Origin of the sequence: Sinorhizobium saheli, from assembly GCF_001651875.1 — a bacterium.
GTDB classification, from domain to species: Bacteria; Pseudomonadota; Alphaproteobacteria; order Rhizobiales; family Rhizobiaceae; genus Sinorhizobium; species Sinorhizobium saheli.
The window spans coordinates 1-20,157 of sequence record NZ_LNQB01000037.1; the positions used below are offsets into that span (position 1 = coordinate 1).

14 protein-coding genes and 1 pseudogene are annotated in these 20,157 nt (G+C 57.3%); 8 read left to right on the forward strand and 7 right to left on the reverse strand.

The features are described 5' to 3' along the window. The 3 genes from ATB98_RS29725 to ATB98_RS01055 form a co-directional block, all read left to right on the forward strand. On the forward strand, window positions 1–266 hold a 266-nt coding region (locus ATB98_RS29725; RefSeq protein WP_210178130.1), incomplete at its 5' end, for a hypothetical protein. 833 nt (window positions 267–1,099) lie between these two features. Further along, entirely contained in the window at window positions 1,100–1,837 is a 738-nt protein-coding gene (locus tag ATB98_RS29840; protein ID WP_234781836.1) for a hypothetical protein, read from the forward strand. Window positions 1,838–1,930: 93 nt separating this feature from the next. After that, entirely contained in the window at window positions 1,931–4,597 is a 2,667-nt protein-coding gene (locus tag ATB98_RS01055; protein WP_268801763.1) for a UvrD-helicase domain-containing protein, read from the forward strand. Between the two features lie 85 nt (window positions 4,598–4,682). Here ATB98_RS01055 and ATB98_RS01060 read toward each other — a convergent pair whose 3' ends face one another. From ATB98_RS01060 to ATB98_RS01070, 3 genes are read right to left on the reverse strand one after another with little or no spacing between them, the layout of a single operon-like run. After that, window positions 4,683–5,624 (reverse strand): plasmid partitioning protein RepB C-terminal domain-containing protein, encoded by a 942-nt coding sequence (locus ATB98_RS01060; RefSeq protein WP_066867990.1) that lies wholly within the window; start codon window positions 5,622–5,624, stop codon window positions 4,683–4,685. Then, complete coding sequence (locus ATB98_RS01065) at window positions 5,617–6,516, reverse strand: plasmid partitioning protein RepB C-terminal domain-containing protein (RefSeq protein ID WP_066868017.1); 900 nt, start codon at window positions 6,514–6,516, stop codon at window positions 5,617–5,619. Before ATB98_RS01065 ends, ATB98_RS01060 begins: the two co-directional genes overlap by 8 nt. After that, the gene (locus ATB98_RS01070; protein WP_268801764.1) at window positions 6,516–8,090 is read right to left on the reverse strand and encodes a recombinase family protein; all 1,575 of its coding nucleotides are present in this window, start codon (window positions 8,088–8,090) and stop codon (window positions 6,516–6,518) included. The genes ATB98_RS01065 and ATB98_RS01070 overlap by 1 nt, the downstream gene beginning before the upstream one ends. 117 nt (window positions 8,091–8,207) lie before the next feature. On the opposite strand from ATB98_RS01070, the gene ATB98_RS01075 reads away from it, so the two are divergent. Together ATB98_RS01075 and ATB98_RS01080 are read left to right on the forward strand one after the other, a co-directional pair. Continuing rightward, a complete protein-coding gene (locus ATB98_RS01075) occupies window positions 8,208–8,837 on the forward strand; it encodes a hypothetical protein (protein WP_066867996.1) in 630 nt (209 codons plus the stop codon). Window positions 8,838–9,234: 397 nt separating this feature from the next. After that, entirely contained in the window at window positions 9,235–12,696 is a 3,462-nt protein-coding gene (locus ATB98_RS01080) for a class I SAM-dependent DNA methyltransferase (RefSeq protein WP_066867999.1), read from the forward strand. Window positions 12,697–12,759: 63 nt separating this feature from the next. Here ATB98_RS01080 and ATB98_RS01085 read toward each other — a convergent pair whose 3' ends face one another. Beyond that, window positions 12,760–13,671 (reverse strand): HNH endonuclease, encoded by a 912-nt coding sequence (locus tag ATB98_RS01085; RefSeq protein ID WP_066868002.1) that lies wholly within the window; start codon window positions 13,669–13,671, stop codon window positions 12,760–12,762. A gap of 154 nt (window positions 13,672–13,825) precedes the next feature. On the opposite strand from ATB98_RS01085, the pseudogene ATB98_RS29350 reads away from it, so the two are divergent. After that, window positions 13,826–16,158: pseudogene (locus tag ATB98_RS29350) on the forward strand (hypothetical protein). A gap of 260 nt (window positions 16,159–16,418) precedes the next feature. Here ATB98_RS29350 and ATB98_RS01095 read toward each other — a convergent pair. Next, window positions 16,419–17,288: a nucleotidyl transferase AbiEii/AbiGii toxin family protein gene (locus ATB98_RS01095; RefSeq protein ID WP_066868004.1), complete on the reverse strand. Its 870-nt coding sequence runs from the start codon at window positions 17,286–17,288 to the stop codon at window positions 16,419–16,421. Next, window positions 17,281–17,898: a type IV toxin-antitoxin system AbiEi family antitoxin domain-containing protein gene (locus ATB98_RS01100; RefSeq protein WP_084435184.1), complete on the reverse strand. Its 618-nt coding sequence runs from the start codon at window positions 17,896–17,898 to the stop codon at window positions 17,281–17,283. The genes ATB98_RS01095 and ATB98_RS01100 overlap by 8 nt, the downstream gene beginning before the upstream one ends. Before the next feature lie 487 nt (window positions 17,899–18,385). On the opposite strand from ATB98_RS01100, the gene ATB98_RS01105 reads away from it, so the two are divergent. Further along, the gene (locus ATB98_RS01105; protein WP_066868009.1) at window positions 18,386–18,685 is read left to right on the forward strand and encodes a hypothetical protein; all 300 of its coding nucleotides are present in this window, start codon (window positions 18,386–18,388) and stop codon (window positions 18,683–18,685) included. A gap of 98 nt (window positions 18,686–18,783) precedes the next feature. Continuing rightward, window positions 18,784–19,734, forward strand: a complete 951-nt coding sequence (locus ATB98_RS01110) for a pPIWI-associating nuclease domain-containing protein (protein WP_066868012.1) — start codon at window positions 18,784–18,786, stop codon at window positions 19,732–19,734. 2 nt (window positions 19,735–19,736) lie between these two features. On the opposite strand, the gene ATB98_RS28525 is transcribed toward ATB98_RS01110, so the two are convergent. Further along, a complete protein-coding gene (locus ATB98_RS28525) occupies window positions 19,737–19,922 on the reverse strand; it encodes a hypothetical protein (protein ID WP_153435809.1) in 186 nt (61 codons plus the stop codon). Window positions 19,923–20,157: the final 235 nt, after the last annotated feature.

Sequence of the window (20,157 nt, forward strand, 5' to 3'; positions counted from 1 at the left end):
GTATTACGCCATGCTGGACGAGCCAGCCATGGCCGCATAACTTAAACCAACCGGCCTCCGGCAAACCCGGCGCGGTTCAATCCGATTATGATTTCCCACGCTGGGATGCGAGAAACTCTGACCGTGGGATCCAGATCGCCGAAGTGTCGTCACCAAACGGAACGGCGGTACCTTCGAAAACACAAATGCCGGCCCACGCGCAGATGATCGCGTCGAGCTTGTCTTCAAACGCCTTCAACTGCCACGATGGAGCCTCGCGGGGGTAGCCGCAAGCCCTCGGAGGCGCCCAGTATTTCCTGGTTGAGACCAGCGACGCCCCATCGGTGCACATCGCACGGAGCCTGCGGTGGAGGAACTGCGGACAAGCACTATTCAAAGCAAAGAACTACTTTGGGCACTGACGTCGAAATCGTAGGATGCCGAACAATGATTTGACGATTTTGAGAACAGCCATGAACAATCAGCCGCAACAGCCGATCCGAGAACATCATTTTTATGTCTCAACCGCGAAATTCCTGTTCCACCACCCTCAACACGGCATTGTGGCGGTCCGCGATCCGATACGACTGACGGACGCTAAACGGTATGGGCTGTGCCCCATCGTACTTTACGGGCTCACTGTTGCCGGCCTACCAATCCGCTGGTTGACGTTCTCCACGATGGAGAACCGCAAATCGTTCCGCGAAGTGCTGCTGACGGCATGGGGAAACGCCGAGGGTTTGCGCGGCTTGCCAGATGTTTTGCGTGTGAACCGCTACGTGGAACGGGCCGACCCATCATTGGCGGCGGATATTGCTAAGATCGGCATCCGGCTTGAGGTTGCCGACCCGAAGGACAAAGCGGCTCCGGCATCATTACGCTCGGCTCACGATGCCTCCCTGTGGCTATCGAAAAGGCATAATCCGGTCGATCTGTCTGTGGCCACGTCCGTCGAAGCCCTTTGTCGTGATGCACATGACGATCACGATTGGCGGGCAGGCGGCGGTCCTCGCGGGCTTGGCAATCGAAAACTCGAGGACAACATCGAGCGGTGGCTGGAACTGCCGATGCGACCCCCGGCAGACATTCTTCCCGATAACGTGGAGTGGGAAGCCGGCCCATGGCTGTCATCCTGGGAAACCTCACTCCCACCCATCGGCCGCGCTATTTCAAACACGACGGATTTACCGGCAGGATGTGGCTGTATTCGGGAGAGGACCCATCGGAAGACGTCGATGACGATAACGACATCCCGGCCTACGACGAGTATGACAACGTGGTGGAAATCGCCAAGAACCTGGTCGCCTGCTGGCCCAATCCGCCGAAGGAGATCGCTGCGGCCGCTGGAATCACCCTGCGCCAGCTCCAGTGGTTCATCTCGGAGCGTTCCACCCTCGACCGGTCGGCGCGCTTCGACCTCGAACGCCTATTGGGCATCGATTACGACGAACGGATGGGCGGCTACACGCCTGCGGGGCCTTACGTTCTGATCGCGAGGAAAGCCCAAGCAATCGAAGCAATCTATCAGGAGATTTCCGGCGGCGGTGATGCCTGTCCTTGCGAACTCGTTCCCGCCCAGGGACAGGCCGACCCGAGCTGGAGATACGTCTTGATCAATGCGTTTGGGACACCGCCGACCCTTGTCATGGCGCCCCGTGGCGAGGCGATTACGGAACGCCTCCCCGACCTGATCATGAACTACGAGGGCATCCGGTCGGTTTCGCCGGACTTTTATCGCGACGTGGTCACGACCTGCGCCCGCGCTTGCCTGACACCCGAAGCCAATGCGCGGGAGATGCGGAATTTTGCAAAGCGCTACGAACGGGAATGGGTCGATTGCGCATGGCTGCCGGACTGAATTTGCTGGTAGTGCGTGAGCCTGATGTCTGATCGCGTTCGAACATACCGGCCTGGATTTTTTGCACGGTTCCTTCCTCAAGGAAAATGGAAGATGACGCTGACCGCGTCCTCGCCCGCATCCATACGTCTTGAAGTCGGCGACGCTGTTAAACTTCCTTGTCTGGATGTCGTCGCCATTTCCGTCAGCAAGGCATTGCTGTGGCACATCGTCGAAGTCCGGTCGCGCGACCGGATCGATAACCTGTCCTGCCTTGGAGAAGGAGCCGCCACACGGTTGGCGGCCGATCTTCACAGCTTCATCAACAACCACCTCTTCGCATTGATCGGCGCAGACATCAGTCGATTGAGCGAGGTCGATACCAAACTGCGGGCGATCATTGAGGGTAACCGACAATATCTGGCCCAAGCCGACCTCGGCCGGGTCATTGCGGGCGTAACCAGTGACGCCGCCGCAGCGCTCTCGCATCCTCTGTTCGATCTGGAACTGATGCCGGCCGCGCTGAAAGCAGCACTCCCCCCGTCCGTCGCCTTCATCACCGATCCGGATGTGCGTCATAGATACAATGACGCGTTCGTTTCGGCAGAGCTGTCGAGATATCGCTCGTTCTTCGACAATCTGGATGGCCGATCACTGTCCGACCAACAACGTGAGGCATGCATTCGCCTGGAGGACAACAATCTCTTGGTCGCCTCAGCCGGATCGGGAAAATCCGCCACGATGGTCGGCAAGGTCGCCTATGTCCTCGACAAGCAGCTCTACCGGCCCGAAGAGATTCTCGTGCTCGCCTTCAACAAGAGCGCCGCCGACGAGCTGAAAGAACGGATACGCAGGCAGCTCGCGATCGATCCGGGAAATCCGGAATGCAAAGTGACCACGTTTCATGCGCTCGGTCGCGGCATTATCGAAGAGGTCGAAGGTCGGCCGCCGCAGCTTGCCGATTGGGTTGAGCACCCCGCCGGCGAAGCGAAGATTCTCGAACGGATCATTGAGGAACTGCTGCACTCGGATCCGGAATTCGCAGAACTCTGGGTCAACCTCCTCGTCCTTCATCCCAAGGCGGATATCCCGGCCCAGGTGTTCGGTTCCAAGGAAGACTACGAGCGCTACCTGTCGGTGCGCCGCCGGAGCGGCAGTGCGACCATTGGCACGATGGCCGGCATCTATGTGAAGTCGCTCCAGGAGCAGACAATCACGAACTGGCTTTGGCTGCATTCCGTCGAGTTCGACTACGAACACCAGATTCCGATCGAAGAGAAAAACGGGCACATCCGGTACGTTCATCCGGACTTCTATTATCCCGCCAGCAAGACGATCCACGAGCACCTGGCTATCAATGCCGATGGCTCGTCACCCTTCACAGACTATGTCACCCATGCCGAAAACAAGCTGGCCGCCTACCGAAAGGCCGGGATGGACGTCTTTCAAACCACCTCGGCGCAGGCGAATAATGGAACGCTGATTGCGGAACTCGAGGCAGAGCTTGCAAAACGGCGCATTCCGTTCGAACGAAAAAGCTACACGGCGATCGTCAAAGCCCTCGAGCCTGTTGTCATCAAGCACTATCACAAGCTGATTGCGGTCTGCATCAAACACATCCGCGCCAGCCACCTCACTCTGGACATGCTGCTTGAGCGGGCCAAATCGCTCCACGACCGGACCCGCGCCAGGGAGTTTGCGCAGGTCGTCTGGAAGATCACCGAGATCTATTCCCGCAATCTCGAAGAAAGCAATCGCATCGACTTCGACTCGATGATCGCCAATGCAACGCAACTTGTGGAGACCGGACGGTATGAGAGCCCCTATTCCCTGATCCTCGTCGACGAGTTCCAGGATATTTCGGAGCCGCGCGCAAAACTGATCAAGGCGCTGAAGTATCAGAAGCCGTTCACCAAGATCTTTGCCGTTGGCGATGACTGGCAGTCCATCTATCGCTTTACCGGATCGGACATAACGATCTTCACACAGTTCCAAGCGAATTTTGGGGCAAACTGGCAAGGGCGTCTGGAGCAGACCTATCGCTGCAACCAGCTGATCGCCGAGACCGCCGCCAGCTTCGTGCAGCGGAACTCCGCCCAGCTGAGGAAGTCGGTACGGTCGACACGACCGGCCATCCCCCGATCGATCCGGGTCATCCCGATCGACGGTGAGGGAGGCAGGCCGGATTTCGGCAAGGCGTGTCACCAACTACTGAAGCGCCTCGATTCATTCCTGGGTGGAATTTCGGGGCAGTGGCGGCGCGATGAACGCAAAAAGCTCAAGGCGATGGTGCTGTGGCGCTATAACCAGCTCGATCCGTTCAGGGGCGCGCCGCCAAAATTCGAGCATATCGAGGTTTCGGGACTGTCATTTCATCGCGCCAAAGGACTCGAAGCCGACTACACAATCCTGCTCGATGTCAGCGAAGGCGATTATGGGGTGCCAAGCCGGATCGAAGACGACGAACTGCTCAATCTCGTCATGCCACGGCCGGAAACCTTCGAATTCGCCGAGGAGCGTCGGCTATTCTATGTCGCGTTGACCCGCGCGAGCCGCGGCGTGTTCCTGGTCACGAATAGCCGTGAGCCTTCCAGATACATCCGGGAACTCTCAGAGATCGCCGGCGAAAACCTGCGTTTCGAAACCATTGATGGTGACACGCTACATCAATGTCCGGCATGCCGCTTGGGTCATCTGGTGGAACGGAAAGGTCGCAACAACAGCCGGTTTCTCGGATGCAATCAGTATCCATACTGTGACCACACGCGCTTGCCTGCATAAAAACTGAAACGTCATACTTCCCAGAAAATACATTTTTGCATACTGGCCTTTACATGCCGTATTCCGCCTCCTCGTGTTTCTCATCCTATGGCTCCGTAGCCTCGGACTGAGGGCCGATCGCCTCGATTTCGGCTATCTTTTGAAATTCCCCGAGATATTCCTGGCGATGATGCGCGAGCCAACGGCTGATCCGACCGTTCGCAAGTAGCTTGGCGACATATCCGCGCGCTACGGTGAGGTGCAGATTGTCGATGCCATAGGTTTCCTCGACGCTCTTCACTTGCGTCTGCAGTGCTGCCAGTTCCCGTTCCATACGGGCAATCTGCTGACCTGATGGAGTGCCTGCAGCCGCGCCCGTCACTTTCTTGGCCGTTACCAGTTGGCTGTCGGGGGTGGCAGCGCGGATCGCTCGGGCGAACATGACGGTAAAATTGTGCTGACCTATCATCAAATCCGCCGCTTCGATCTGCCGAACGGCGGACATTTGCCGCAAGACATCGAACACCTTCATCGAGCACGGCGTATCCTTCAGCATCTCGGCCGCTTCGGGACTGATCCCCTCCAGCAGCCGAAAGCGGCGAATTACCGACTCCACCTGGAGGCCCAACGCATCGGCTATGTCCGCAGAGGAAACGCCGCGTTCGATGGCGCGCGCTATCATCCTGTGCTCCTGGATCGGCGCCAGCCGGTTGACCCGCTTGTTATAGGTATAGGTGTCGTCGTCGGTGGCGATCAGGCACTCGACCTCCACCATGCCGAGTTGCTTAAGTGCTTCCAGCCGTAGATGTCCATCGAGCAGAAACCAGGTCCCGGCATTCTGCGTGTTCGCGATAACGACGGGCGCCTCAACCAGGCCGATCGCCTTGATCGAGCTTAGAACCTGCGCGAACTTCCTGCTTTCGCGAGCGCCGTCCGGGAGCGATTTAAGGGGAACGATCGCGGAAATGGGAATGACTCTTATGTCGCGGTCGAAAGCGAGGTGAATTCGCCCATCCCCGTCGCTGCTGTTGCCCGGCCCATCATTCATCGCGGCCTCCTGAGATTCGCGCCACGAGCGCCCTCGGCATGGTCGCCAGTCCCTCGGCGCGCAGCAAGTTGAGGAACCCTTCATCCGCGAGCAGATCCTTCAATGCCTCAACGATAAACAGAAGCCGCGTCTGCGTGAAATCCGACTTCTTGACCAGCAGTCGCTGCTTTTCTGCTTCGCGTTGATAGACCTGCATCAGGTCATGTGCCGTCATCCGGCGTCCGCTGCCCTTCCGTCCAAGGCGCCCTGCCGGCAAACCCTTGCCCTGCGCACGCATGCGGATGTCGAGCATCCGCCTGACAGCGGCGAGTTTCTTCCCCCGAAGCTGACCGGCCTCGTATGCGTCGAGGAGCAGGTTCTGTGCCTCCTCCGTTTCCGCCCGAGAGATCTCCATCGCCAGCGTGATCGGGATGAGGCCTGTCTCTACAGCGGCGACAAGCCGTTCCTCGCCTCTTTCGAGAAGGGACGCGATCATGTTGACCCAGGACGAGCCGACACCAATCTTCTCGGCAATAGCCGCGTCGGTGTACCCACGCGCTCGCAAGGCACCGATCTCCCGCATCAAGTCGATCGGCCGCGGCGTGCGTCGCGCGATATTTTCCACGAGACTCATCACAAGGCATTTGTCCTCGGCGGCCTCGATAACAACCGCCGGAATCTCGTTCTGACCAAGCATCTGGAATGCTTCCAGCCGCCCTTCGCCGCACACCAGATCATATCGCGGACCACCGGGGCCCTCGTGCCGGCTCACGGTGATCGGACGTTTGAGGCCTATGGCTTCGATATTGTTCACGATGTCGCGGTGTTGGCGCTTGTTACGGGCTCGTGGGTTCAGGACCGTAATTCGAGAAATCGGGATCATCTCGATCCGGTTCGGACGAAGGGCAGACATCATGCGGCCTCCGGCAGGGGAACGGGGGTTGCGATTTCATAAAGAAGCTCCAGATCGTCGAAACGATAAGCATCGAGATGAAGAGCATTGTCCTCCGACAACCGCAACTTCTCGGAAAAAACATCGATCCGTGGGAACAGATAGTAATCGAAGGGCGCCCGATTAGCCGCATCCATGCGCACGACAATCGTGATGTCGGGACCGAGAGACGTATCAAAGCGGAGCTTCCAGCGCAAAAGCCCTGTCGACGTCTGAAGGCAACGGGCAACAACCACCGACAGCGTGAATTCCTGATTGACGATCACCCGATCGGTTTGCAGATCCTGTAAGGCATCGCTACCGGTGGCCCGCAATCTTTCCAGAACCTCACCTACCACATCGGGATGGAGCTTGCGGAGCTCCCGGTTGATTTCGACATAGCGGTAATCCCGATCGGGGGTGAAGCCAACGAGGCGATAGGCTCTGAGCAGGCTCCCGAAGCGCGCACTATACGCGCTGCTGGACGGCATGCCGTCACATTCATCAATGACAATGCCGGAGAGCAACCCCTTTTGCCGGAAGAGGTCTCGCAAGGACTGCAACATCTCTTCATCGCTCAGGCGGAACGAGCGCGCATTGATGATTGTTCTCGCCGCCTCGAAAAGCTCTCGCGCGACGACAGGCTCGAATGCTCCCTCCGCCCTGATCCACATCTCGGGATCGTTCCGGACACGCTTCTTCTTCAGCTTGAACGAGCGGCGGTTCCAGACATTGTCGCCGGCATATTTCTCGTTGATCAAGACCTGATGGACCGTTCCCCTCGTCCATGGGCGACCAAGATCGGTGAGGATACCTCGGGCATTGAGATCCAGTGCAATCTGACTCTCGGTCTTTCCGTGGTGGACAAAGGCCCGGTAGACCTCGCGAACCAGGTTCACTTCCTCGACCGGCCCAGGTGTCAGAATGACGCGATCGGTCTGAATGCTCTTGTGCTCGCCACGCTGCAGAACCGCTTTGACGGCACCGTGTTCATCAATGAGGGTACGTCGCAGACCGAAACCAGCAGGCCCGCCCTGCCGAAAACCCTTTTCGATCAGCCTCCCCTGTCCCGCGAACACCTTCGTCGATAGCTCGCGGCTGTATTCGCCGGCCATCGCCCGTTTCACACCCTTGACGATCGTCGACACCGGGCTGCCGTCGTTTTCGAACTGCTCGGCGCAATATTGCACTGCGATACCGGCGCGCCGGCAAATATATTCGTAATAGGCACTTTCGTCAGCATCCTGAAACCGCCCCCATCGGCTGACGTCGTAGACAAGAACGATGGTGAAGTCGGTACCGCCGGCCTGCACATCCTCGATCAGTTGGCGGAGTGCGTCACGCCCCTCAATCTTGAGGCCACTCTTTCCTGCATCGGCATAGGTTCTCACGATCTCGATTCCGCGAGCTTCCGCATACTGGCGGATCGCGTCGGCTTGGTTTTCCGTCGAATATTTCTGATGATCGGTCGACATGCGGACGTATTCGGCAGCGCGAACAGCACGCGCCGGCTGCGCTGACGATAGTTCTCTGTCGTAGGTCTCCCGGTTCGCCACGCTTTGCTCTTTCCTCGTTCCTGCCGGATCGGTCCGGGCTACTGACCGCTACAGCGCACGACAACATCCCTGCCGCCTCCCGCGATATTGCAAGTCTAGCTGACGAAGGAGCGGAAGATGTTGCCGAAAACGGGCAGGAAGCTGCCGGTGTGGAAGGGCGTTCTGGGTGGGCGCGATATGTTGGCCCAGACCATTGCCGATCTGTTGCGCAAGGAGCACGGCGACACCCATCGAGCGATCAAACAACTGATGAACCAGACAAACGCGAGCGAGCGTACGGTGAAGCACTGGCTGTCGGCACAACATGCGCCGGACACATTGTTTTTCTTACGACTTATGGTCTCCTCCCCCGTCATCCGCGCCTTTGTTCTGGGGCTGATCGAGGGCCCGGCTTCCAATCCATTGTCGTCGGCAAGTGATCGTCCTGTCCGTGCCGCTGCGCGGGAAGCCTATGCTGCCGGAGAAGCGGCCTACAGCGCGCTCGCAAAGGATGTACGGGAAAGTGACCCTGAAAACGGCCCTGATCGTGACCCTGAACATGACCCTGAACCCGTGGATCTCAATGAACGTCAGCACTGGTTTCTTGAGCGTATCGTTGACGGCGACCGCTACGGCGCAAAGGAGATAATGGCCATCTGGGAGGTCAGCCTGAAAACCGCGCGACGGGATATACGCGGGCTCCAACTCGCCGGGCTACTGGTATATTCCGGCTCACGTCGAAAGGGTAGATATCGTCCTGTCCATTAACGAGACATTCACTCTCGATGTACCGAGAGGGGCGAAGGTCTTGACAGGAATCGAACTGTCGACCCGTTGAACGTCGTCAGCTTAACCTGCTGGCGTCATTCAGGATTTGTCCACCTTCGATGCCTGTTGCGGCCATCTGCTTCTATTGCGATTAAATCTACTCCAACTGACCGTTTGGTCTATTCCAAATCCTTAAGCTGCCGCAATTTATCAGCTGGCAAAGAAGTGCCTGGTTCATCGGGTCGGCGGCGCGCCTCTCGCTGTTGTAGGACGCTCATCCGCTTGCCGGCCACCGGTCAGTGGCGTCCATTGGCGAATGACACGCCATAGCTGTGGGACAGCTCGCCACTCGCTCGTCTTTAAATAATAATTTACGTATTTTCCACACTATTGTTCTATGAAGGGAACACAAGGTAATATATCTTTAAGTATTTCCGAATTCGTTGCGCGCTGGTCAGATCGAGAAGGCGGGCAAGAGCGAGCAAACTATTCCCTTTTCCTGACAGAGCTTTGTGATGTCCTGGGGGTCGCTCACCCCGACCCCGCCAGCGCCTCTCATGAAATGAACGATTATGTCTTTGAACGCCGCGTCGAACGACGCATGGCGGACGAGAGGTCGGAAGTTGGACGGATCGACCTTTATAAGCGTGGGCATTTCATCCTTGAGGCGAAACAGAGCCGCCAGCGCTCAGGATTCGAAGCGACGGCGAGCATCTCGCAGGGAGATTTGTTCAATTCCATTACGGGACGCACTCACGCAGTAGAATTAAACGCCATCGATCATTTGATGATTCAGGCGCGGCGGCAGGCAGAACGCTATGCTGCAGCCTTGCCAGCGGATCATCCCTATCCGCCATTTCCCATCGTATGTGATGTCGGCCGCGTTCTCGAACTCTATGCAGATTTCTCGGGCAACGGACGGCACTATGCACAGTTTCCTGACGCCAAGACGTTCCGAATTCAGCTTGCTGATCTCGAGGATCCAGTAAAGCGAGATCTTCTCCGAGCTGTTTGGGAAGCCCCCTTAACTCTCGATCCAGCACAACAAACTGCAAAAGTTACACGGGAAATTGCCGGGCGCCTCGCCACAATATCAAAAGCGCTCGAAGGCCGAGGTTTCGAGCCTCGAAACGTAGCTATTTTCCTTATGCGCTGCCTATTTACGATGTTCGTCGAAGACGTCGGGCTGTTGCGAAAGAAAGGATTCACCGAACTCCTTGATCGTTGTCTTGATGATCCCCGGCGCTTTACCTTTGAGATCGATGACCTCTGGAAGCATATGGACCAGGGCGGCTACTCTCCCGGAATCGGCGAACGTTTGTTGCGTTTTAACGGGAAACTTTTCAAAAATGCTGCAGCCTTGCCTTTGACGGTAGACGAGATTCACCTGCTACGTGATGCCTCAGACGCGGATTGGTGCGACCTCGAGCCTGCAATCTTCGGAACGTTGTTTGAACAGGCGCTGGACGCAAACGAGCGCAAGCGCCTCGGGGCGCACTATACTCCACGGGCGTATGTCGAACGTGTAGTCAACGCGACTATTATCGAACCCCTGATGCAAGACTGGATTGGATATCAGTCAGCTGCCGAGCGCGCATTGCGATCCGGTATGAAAACGGCCGCCATTCGCGAAATAGAAGACTTTCTTAAGGAACTTTCATCGGTTCGCGTGTTGGATCCTGCCTGCGGCACAGGCAATTTTCTCTATGTCGCATTGCGGCGAATGAAGCAACTCGAGGGCGAGGTCCTGAAGCAGCTTCACGACATCGGCGGCGATGAAGCTATCGCCAGGGTTGATAATCTATCAGTGAAGCCAGAGCAGTTTTTTGGAATGGAGCTGAACGGACGTGCGGTGGAAATCGCCGAACTTGTTCTGTGGATCGGCTATATTCAATGGCACCTGAGAACACGAACAACGGTTCCACCGGAACCTGTCATTGGCAGTGCCGACCATGTGCAGGAAAAAGATGCACTTCTAACCTGGGCCGATTATCCAAATCGACATTTGAAGCGGGACAGGATGGGTCGCCCAATGTCCGACCAGCAGGGCCATGAAATCTATACGTTTCCGAATGCTTCCCGAGCCGATTGGCCTGTAGCCGATTTCATCGTCGGGAACCCGCCGTTCATCGGCGGCAAAGATATTCGTGGCCGTCTTCCTACCGGGTACGCTGAGGCCTTATGGGAGGCCAATCCGCGTATCAACCCTTCAGCAGACTTCGTTATGTATTGGTGGGATCGTGCCGCCGAGCTGCTGACTCAGGAGGGAACACGGCTTCGGCGCTTCGGTTTCGTAACTACCAACTCGATCACGCAGGTGTTTCAGCGCCGGGTGCTAGAACGGCACCTGACTGCAATACCACCTATATCCATATCGCTCGCCATTCCAGATCATCCCTGGACCAAGGCGACCAAGGATGCAGCTGCAGTCCGCATCGCCATCACCGTTGCTGCGGCGGGGGAACTCCAAGGTACGTTGCGACAAGTTGTCGGTGAGGGAGATCTCGACACTGACGAACCGAAGATTGTCTTCCATGAAAGAAGCGGGATGATCAATGCTGATCTGACGATAGGCGCGGATGTCACGAAAGCAACGTCTCTATCAGCCAACGCAGGTCTGTGCTCGCCGGGCGTCAAGCTTCACGGTGACGGTTTCATCGTTACGCGAGCCAAAGCCCGGGAACTTGGCTTAGGCCTTCGACCTGGTCTTGAACGCCACATCAGAGAATACAGAAACGGTCGAGATCTGACCGCACGGTCGAGAGATGTCATGGTAATTGATCTCTTCGGACTTGACGCAGCTTTCGTGCGGCAGGCTTACCCAGAAATCCACCAACATCTGTATGAAACCGTCAGGGAACAGCGCGCTCTGACATTCCGAAAATCGGCGACGCGGGATGCTCGTGAATACCTGGAACGATGGTGGCTATTCGGAAAACCCAGGACCGAACTGCGACCGGCGCTGGACCATATCAACCGATACATTGCAACAGTTGAGACTGCGAAGCACCGAGTCTTCCAATTTCTCGACGCCGGGGTGATGCCGGATAACATGTTGGTGGCAATCGCTTCAGATGACGCCTTCCATCTTGGTATCCTATCTTCTCGCCCACACGTGCTCTGGGCGCTTCGTGCCGGCGGGCGCCAAGGTGTAGGGAATGATCCCCGTTATTCGAAATCCCGCTGCTTCGACCCATTCCCATTTCCTGATGCAACAATGACCTTCAGGTCGAAAATCGCTGCCTTGGCAGAAGAGCTCGATGCCACGCGAAAGTTGGTGTTGACGGAAAATCCCGATCTGACGCTCACCGGGCTCTACAACATGCTCGAAATGGCTCGTTCGGGCGGTCCTCTTTCCACCAAAGAGCGAGAGCTCCATAGAAGAACCCGTGTCCTCATTCTCAAAGATTTACATGAGCAGATCGACCACGCGGTAATGCAGGCCTATGGGTGGGACACCACACTCGCCGAGGATGAAATCCTTGAACAACTCGTTCAGTTGAATCTTCAACGCGCAACGGAGGAGCGCCGTGGACTCATTCGTTGGCTGCGCCCAGAATATCAGATCGAAAAGATGGGGCCTTTGGCTCATCGTGCTGACCGGATCCAATCACTTGCGACGGCGAGATCATCCAAACCAAAGCCGCGGTTCTCGGACGAGAGAAAAGTACAAGCGGCCCAGGTCCTTGCTTTGCTCAATCGGAACCGGTCGCCGCTGACGGCAATCGAGATCGCCCAAGAATTCAGGGAATCCAGCCAGATCGGTCCTGAGATACAAGACGTTCTCGCGTCGCTGAACCGGCTCGGAGATGTGGAGACTTTTGACAACGGCCGAAGCTATGTTAGGGCTTCCGGCTAAACCAAATTCTTTCGCAACGCCCGTGGAAGATATTCGCGATCATCCAACACCGACAATTACTACCTATTGTTTAAAACAATTCTCGCGATGCCACTGGAGGAAATGAGGATGTGGCCGCTCGAATGGTCGTGACGGCACGATCGCCCTTCCCGTCTTGTTGATCAGGCCTTGGATGCTTTCCGGATCGTTTGCTTGCCGCGAAATCAGGATCTCGAGCTCATCCGACAGGCTGATCAGCCCGCGGTCGAACATCCAGTGCGCCGTGCCCGAGAGGGCGATGCCATTGCCGAGAATATCGGGGCCGTTTGCCTCCACGGGGCGGATATGCGCAGCATCGACTTCCGCACGTCCGCCACCGTTTATCAGCTTCAAGCCCGTGATTGCGCACCGTTTGTCGTAGACCCGCAAAACGAGCCGTCGAAACAGCCGATTGCGAACGATCCTCGACGAAAGCTGTGTGACCCTGTCGCGCTCTTGCTCAAATACGAACGGCGCCTGAGCTCGGTCTTCAAATCCGTCGACAGGAAGCGTTACTCCCGGCTCATCCAACCGAGGCAGTTCAGGTTCATGCTCGTCCAGGCCGATCGACACGATGCGATTGAAATCCGCCGCGGATATCGGGCGCACTGCCGCTTGCGCTCTACCGGAGATACCGCCCTCTTCATTCAGAACCCCTCGCTCTATGACACCGTCCGGCCCACTGAACGGAACGGGATTGATGAAATCAAGGTAGCTGCCGGGTTCTATGAGCGCCAGATACATGTCGGGGGCCCTCGAATCCGGAATGACCTGAGCGACCTTGGCGACGGCAAAATAGCCGCGAGTGGCTGCGACCTTGCGCGGCTCGTAGTAGATGATCCAATCCCCGACACAGGCTTGCACGCGGCCGAGATACTGGCGCGGGAACTGGTACTGTTCCGCCGGGCTGTCGTCGTAAATCGAATCTGAGCGATGAATGAAAACCCCGAATCCCATTTCGGATGCTTAGCACGGCCACACCGTTCCAGCATATCGCGGCTTCATCCATCATGGTGAAATCGATCGGAAATTTAGGGTTCGTTTACCAACTGGCCTTAGCTGGCCACGCCCCGGCAATGGTGCCGACGACAAATACGAATCCAAAACTGTCATGAGAAACCAGACTGCTTCATCCGTTCATTTTCAGCGTAAAATTGCCGAATTCTGCAACGTCCGCATCACCCCCCTCGTCTCGAAGCGAACACTGGACAACATCAAGCCGTACCTGACCAGCCTGATCCTCTACCGCAGACACCCGCCGATGCGGATGAACCGCATCGACTGGCAATCGATCAGCGATGCCTGCGGCCTTGAAGACGAGCTGACGGCGGCACTTAAGAAGAACCTGCTGCCAGGCCTTGAAGCCATCGCACGCTGGATCGACAAGGAGCGAACGATAGACGATGATCGGCCCACGCCGGATGACGCGCGCCAGGCACCATCTGCGCGAGGGAATAGAACCTCATCTGCTCCCCGAGAACAGGCGCCGTCTCACGCGAAAGCCAAGACGGGTGTGGCGCCGAAACCGATTGAAGAATTCCCGACGCCGCTATTCGATTGGACCGATGATCCGCCGGATTTCCAGCAGACACTGATCTATCATATGCGCCGGCATGGAGATTCCTATTGGCATCTGCATCGTGCCGTCGCCGGCGACAACGAGAGCTTCGACCATAAGACCCTGTTGAGCTGGGTGAAAGGGACCAAGGTTCCACGCACGCTCGATAGCTTCGAGATCCTCTCCCGCATTGAGCGCCGGTATCGGTTGCCTAACGGATACCTGAAGGGGAAGTTACCCCATCAGGCGCGGTCAGCCTCCGGACATGACGTTGGAAGCGACATCAGCGCAGCCGAACGACGCCGACTCGCCTGGCATCTGCCGGACAACTTCAACAGTCTTCCCTTTGCCAAGCGCGAAGAAATCCTCGAATGGGTTCGCCGCGTCATCATCTCTGGCTCGACCGATTACCGGCGTTTCCAGGCAGCAGCGACCAGACAGCGCTACGCCATTCGCTTCCCCGGCATCTCCTATGGGGGAGCCCTCTCGCCTCGCGCAACCTCCGACAACTCCGGCTGGGACGTGGAAGGCGATCATGCAGCGATAGAGGACCCGGATCTGCTTGCGGGTGTTGTCGATGCTCCTCCCCGTCTTGCCATGGAAATGGCAAACCTGATCCGCTTCAAGACGGCCACGCTGACGACCCTCGGATTTCAAAGGAACGGCGTATGGGGTGAAGAGACTGCATCCCAGAAAATCGAGCATCTCGGCCTGATGTTCGGTGCTCTGGCCGCGTCGCCAAAGAGTGCCGTGAAGGGATTTGGCGTTCCGCTCAGCCAGCTGAGCTTTGGGCTCCTCGTCTTCCCGGGGATATGGGACTGGTATCTGCAATGGCGGGAAAGGCGCCGCGGCTTTTATACCAAGTGGGAGGAAGACATGCTGCAGGTTCTTCTCAGCATGGTGCGACCGACACCGGCTGGATATGGCAACACCCGGAGCTCATCCAGAATGTGAAACCGATTCCCGGCTTAATTAACGCCGCCGAGATTACCTCCGCCCAAAGGGATTGGCACGCGGCCTGCGATATCTGCTTCAAGCACGCCACACAGCGTTCCAAGGAGATTCAGCGGGTGGCACGCGTTCACCGCGATCCCTTCGAACCGATCATGTGCATTCTCGAAGCCGAGAGTCCCCTCGCCGAGTACCGCAAGATCACAGATGAGATCATCAAACGCATGCCGGATGAGGATCGTTATCCGCGAGCGGCGGCAGAAGCGGTCCGGTCCTTCCTGATGTTACGCCTTGGCCTTCATCTCGGTCTTCGTCAAAAGAACTTGCGGCAATTGCTCGTCTGCCCGCGCGGACATTTCCCGACATCGGAGCGTCGGCTTGAAGACATGAAACGCGGGGAAATCCGATGGAGCGATCGTGATCGGGGGTGGGAGGTGCTGATCCCATCCAACGCTTTCAAGAATGCCAACTCCTCGTTCTTCGGCTCCAAGCCATTTCGGCTGGTTCTGCCGCACCTTCAGGACCTCTATAAATATCTAAACGCCTATATCGAGCGTCACCGTGGCGTGCTGCTCGCGGGCGCCGAGGATCCGGGCACATTGTTCGTGAAGACCGTCAAGACGACCAGCAAGGATGCTGCCTATAACCAGACGACCTTCTACGAGGCTTGGCGCCTCGCGATCCAGCGCTATGGGATCTACAATCCCTATACTGGCCGTGGCGCAATTAAGGGCCTGCTGCCGCACGGGCCGCATAACGTCCGCGACGTGCTTGCAACCCATATTCTGAAGCAGACCGGCTCTTACGAGCAGGCAAGTTATGCCATCCAGGACACGCCGGAAATGGTTGCCAACCACTACGGGCGCTTCCTTCCGCAGGATAAGGCGGCACTCGCGGCCCGGATTCTCAATCAGGTCTGGGAGACCGCCGCTTAGTGGTTAGTTTGACGGCCCCAGCCGACTGGGGGGAACGATGCCAGCTTTCGGCAATGATATAAATCGCCCTCAATTACAGCCTCTATCTTGTTGTTTTTATTTATACCAGATGACGAGAAGGCTTCGGAGTCTGACAAACCAGGATAAAAGCAAACGCTCCCTGATATAAGGGGGATAAAATGACGACGCATTATGCCGATAGCCGGCCAACTTAGCGACTTGTCGTTGCTCCGCAGTCCTACGGTCTGACGCGAAGCTGGTTATTTTCCCAGCTTCGCCGCAGCAATAGCATGCGGCATCAGGAACACGGCAATCTCCGCGATGACATTCGTCAGATCCCCCGGATTGTGGGCAACGCCTTCGACAAAGGCGCGCCATTGCCGTTGCTTTTGCTCGTCCTTGGCAAAGGCATCCGTCAAAGCATCCGGTAGGTCTTCCGGGATCGGCGTTTCGCGGCGCTCGAAGGTGGCGGCGATTGCACGCGCCAGCCTGTCATCATCGAAATCAAAGGACCTGCTGAGAATCCAGATGTCGTAAAAGTCCTTCATGCGGCTGTTCACACGCCCGAGCATGACCATCGCCTGGAACTTCTCGGCGATGACCGTCTCCCGCGCATAGGCCCGGAGTCGTGGCGCCGGGAAATCCAGCATGGAAGGATAGTCCAGCATCTCCGCCCCGGGCTCTAGCGCATCGCCAAAGCCGATGTCGATCATCAGGTTGATCCGGGCGCCGCTGATCGAAGCGACCGCCCGTAGCCGGAGCCCACCATATTCCAGCTCCTCACGGATGCGATCCACCCGCAGGGTGTCGGCATCGAACATGACGCCATCGTCAACCTCTTGCGCCAGGATTTCCCGAAATGTCTCCAGCATCGGGTCCGGTTCGGGGCTGCCAAAGCCCAGAAGGTCAAGGTCGCGCGTGCCGCGATGCGGATCGTCGAACCAGCTCATCATCAGCATGGCGCCCTTCAGCACGAAACGACCGCCATGGGGTGACTGGCTGATCCGGAATAGTAACCGCTCAAGGGCAAAACGCGTCAGAACCAGATCGAAGCTTTGCCCGCTTGCCTTGGCGAGTTGCAGCAGGCGGGCGCGCACCGAGGCGCCAACATTTCTGATCTCCTTAGCCATTGGCGGTCAATGCCTCGAGATAGGGGCGGATCACGGTGCCGACACCACCACGTTCGGCCTGGTTGGCAATGTCACCGGGCGTGGCCTTGCGCTGCCGCAGCGCTTCCTGAAGCCCCTCGATCGCCACAGAAAGGCCGATCTTGCTGCGATAACGGAAGCAATCGGCAATTGTTTTGGCAATCCCAAAGACCTTTACAGGAACGCCTTCGACCAGATGCGTTTCGACCCCATCGTGGAGCAGGCTTCCCGTGAAACGCACGATGCGAATTGGTGTGCCATCTGGTTTCGGCGCCCAGTCTTTGCGGCCGATGGCAAGCCACACGTGTCTCGGCAGCTGATCGGTCAGGCCGTGGAATGCGAGAGCTGAAACAAGGCAGACAACGGCTTTCGGAACACGCTTGGCGATCTCTGCCAGACTATGGTTGGCATCGAGCTCGGCATCGGGAAGTTGATAGAGACCGCGAGCAAGCCGCAGCACCTCGCCATCCCGTTCCATCCGGCTCATGGTTGCCGCTGTCACACCAGCGTTCCGAAGCTCCGCCAGGCGTGCTATTCCGCGCTCGATGAGCACGGTCCGGGCGATTTGACGTTGAGTGACGGAGCCAGACATTGATACGAAAACTCAGATCATGGAACCTATTATCCGAGGATTTGTATCACCATTCACAAGGTTTGAGAAAGCCCTTAGTTAGCGAGGACGGTGACCACTCGCGTTTTGGCCTGTGGGTAGATGATCACAGAATCTGCTAGTCCATAAATTATGACCCGTATTCTGGCGAATGTTGAAGATATCTACCTGCGTTCGACCTCTCATTACGGATTTTACCACCGTGATTGGGTGCCAACCGTTCGCGGTTGGGGCTCCCGTATCCGCGCCGCGGTGCCGAAGACCATGCCAAAGAACCCGATGCATGCCTACCACCCCAAGGCCAAGCCTATTGAAGTCCTGTTGCGCCGCCTGTCAGACACGGACGACCGGCGCATTCTGCTGATGGTATGGCACAATCCATGCCCTCCAGAACAACCGTGTCGCCCAGGCGAAGGGGCTCATCCGGCATCCTGTCGAGGCGGAGACCACGGACATAGAATCCAAGTACATGGCCTACAAGTGGGAGATGGAGAGCATCATCACCCTGACGCTCAACATGCAGAAAGACGTTGTGCCGGACTTCATGAAGTGCCCCATCGACACGACGGAATTCAGCGAGTTTGCCGATACGATGAACCTGCTTAAGGCGGTGGAGCAGGAAGACAGCAAGAAGCTGACCGGCGATACTATCATGCGGGAATTCCACCGCATCGCGCATCGACAGTTCCCGTGGCAAACCGGATGGGAAAACGTGGCCAACATCTACCGCCATGTGTTTATCTACGGTCAGGGTCAGTGCGCAGAATAGCTCTGGATATTCGCAGGGCCTTAAGCAACCATCCCTTGTAAGACGCCCGCGCGCCTCCTAGATTCATATCAATAGGCATTTCTTGCTAGGGGGCGCTGATGACGCGGCGAATGACACCGCAGCAGTACAATGCTTGGGTACGGCGCTACAATGCCGAGGTGGACCGCGTTAATCGAGCAAATCGCCAAGCTCAAGAGAAGTACGTTCGCGAGGTAAACCGCGAAATCGACCGGATCAACCGGCACAATCAGCAGGTCGTCAACGACTATAATCGGGCCGTTCGGCAGCATAACCAAAAAAACGAAGCCGCCGTGAGAAAGTACAATCAGGCCGTCAATGCCCATAACGCCAAGGTTCGTCAGAACAGGCAGGCGCTGGCACGGCAAATCGCCTCCCTCAAAAGCCAGACCTCTACCACCACCCGCTATGTTGAGGTGAGGAATTCCGCCTACGACGTATATGACAGCTTTGAGCGTGTCGAACGGGCGGCACAGTATTCATCCGGGGTTTCTGACCTTCTGGAGCTCACCGAGAAGGAAGCCAGTAACAGCGCGAACGTCGCAGAGGCGCTGACCTCTGAAGCGCCATTGACACCGGAGCAGATGGATGACAGCGGCATCCTCGAATACCTTTCGGGCTTTTCGGAAGACCTCTGTGACCGTTGGAAAGGTGCACTTTACGCCCTCAATCCAGTGAATACCGACGCCGCCCGCCATTTTTGCACCAGCGTCCGAGAGATCTTCACGGAAATCCTCGAAAAATGGGCTGACAATGCCGACGTGATCGCGGCGGACAGCAACTACGACCGCACTCCGAACGGAACACCGAGCCGTCGTGCGAAAATCCGCTATCTCCTAAAACGCAAGGGAGCGGATTCTCCCGAAATGCTTGGCTTCGTGGAAAAAGATATCGATGACATCTTGCAGCTCTTCCGCGTTTTCAACGAGGCTACGCATGGCGCGGCCGGAAAGCACGGCTTCGCTAAGCTTCAGAGCATCCGACAGCGGGTAGAGGGCGGCATCATGTTTCTGGCGGCTATCGCGCTGTAATGTTACCTACATCGCGTGCTGCCACGCAGGGCTTCGATGAGCCATTTGTTCACGTCCTCGATACGGCGCACGACGAGCTGGAGTTTGGCCTGGTCCCATTTGACAAACTGCCCGCGCATCTTCCGGCGACCATTGCGTTCGCTTGACCATTGCCCGAACGAATCCGGTGCCTCATACCAGCGCTCCACTAAAACTGCCTGCAGCGTCGTGCCGCATCGCTTTGGCCGCTGCCTCACTCGTACGCATTGTTGGCTTAGTGGCCCAGTCTCCCACGCCTCGACGTCCCGCGCTCCCATGCACACTCCCTTCTGCTTCTCTGATACGCGGCGAGGTTCAGGTCGCAAGATCATGTCCCAGGGAGTGGTGTAGGTGGCGGCTTTGGTCGCCGCGTTCTCCGGCATGGGCCGGGATGATCAGCGCGCC

Bases quoted from the DNA above. Each gene is read 5' to 3' on its own strand.
- ATB98_RS29840 (WP_234781836.1), top strand. From the start codon at position 1,100: ATGGCTGTCATCCTGGGAAACCTCACTCCCACCCATCGGCCGCGCTAT.
- ATB98_RS01055 (WP_268801763.1), top strand. From the start codon at position 1,931: ATGACGCTGACCGCGTCCTCGCCCGCATCCATACGTCTTGAAGTCGGC.
- ATB98_RS01060 (WP_066867990.1), bottom strand. From the start codon at position 5,624: ATGAATGATGGGCCGGGCAACAGCAGCGACGGGGATGGGCGAATTCAC.
- ATB98_RS01065 (WP_066868017.1), bottom strand. From the start codon at position 6,516: ATGTCTGCCCTTCGTCCGAACCGGATCGAGATGATCCCGATTTCTCGA.
- ATB98_RS01075 (WP_066867996.1), top strand. From the start codon at position 8,208: ATGTTGCCGAAAACGGGCAGGAAGCTGCCGGTGTGGAAGGGCGTTCTG.
- ATB98_RS01080 (WP_066867999.1), top strand. From the start codon at position 9,235: ATGAAGGGAACACAAGGTAATATATCTTTAAGTATTTCCGAATTCGTT.
- ATB98_RS01085 (WP_066868002.1), bottom strand. From the start codon at position 13,671: ATGGGATTCGGGGTTTTCATTCATCGCTCAGATTCGATTTACGACGAC.
- ATB98_RS01095 (WP_066868004.1), bottom strand. From the start codon at position 17,288: ATGGCTAAGGAGATCAGAAATGTTGGCGCCTCGGTGCGCGCCCGCCTG.
- ATB98_RS01100 (WP_084435184.1), bottom strand. From the start codon at position 17,898: ATGTCTGGCTCCGTCACTCAACGTCAAATCGCCCGGACCGTGCTCATC.
- ATB98_RS01105 (WP_066868009.1), top strand. From the start codon at position 18,386: ATGGCCTACAAGTGGGAGATGGAGAGCATCATCACCCTGACGCTCAAC.
- ATB98_RS01110 (WP_066868012.1), top strand. From the start codon at position 18,784: ATGACGCGGCGAATGACACCGCAGCAGTACAATGCTTGGGTACGGCGC.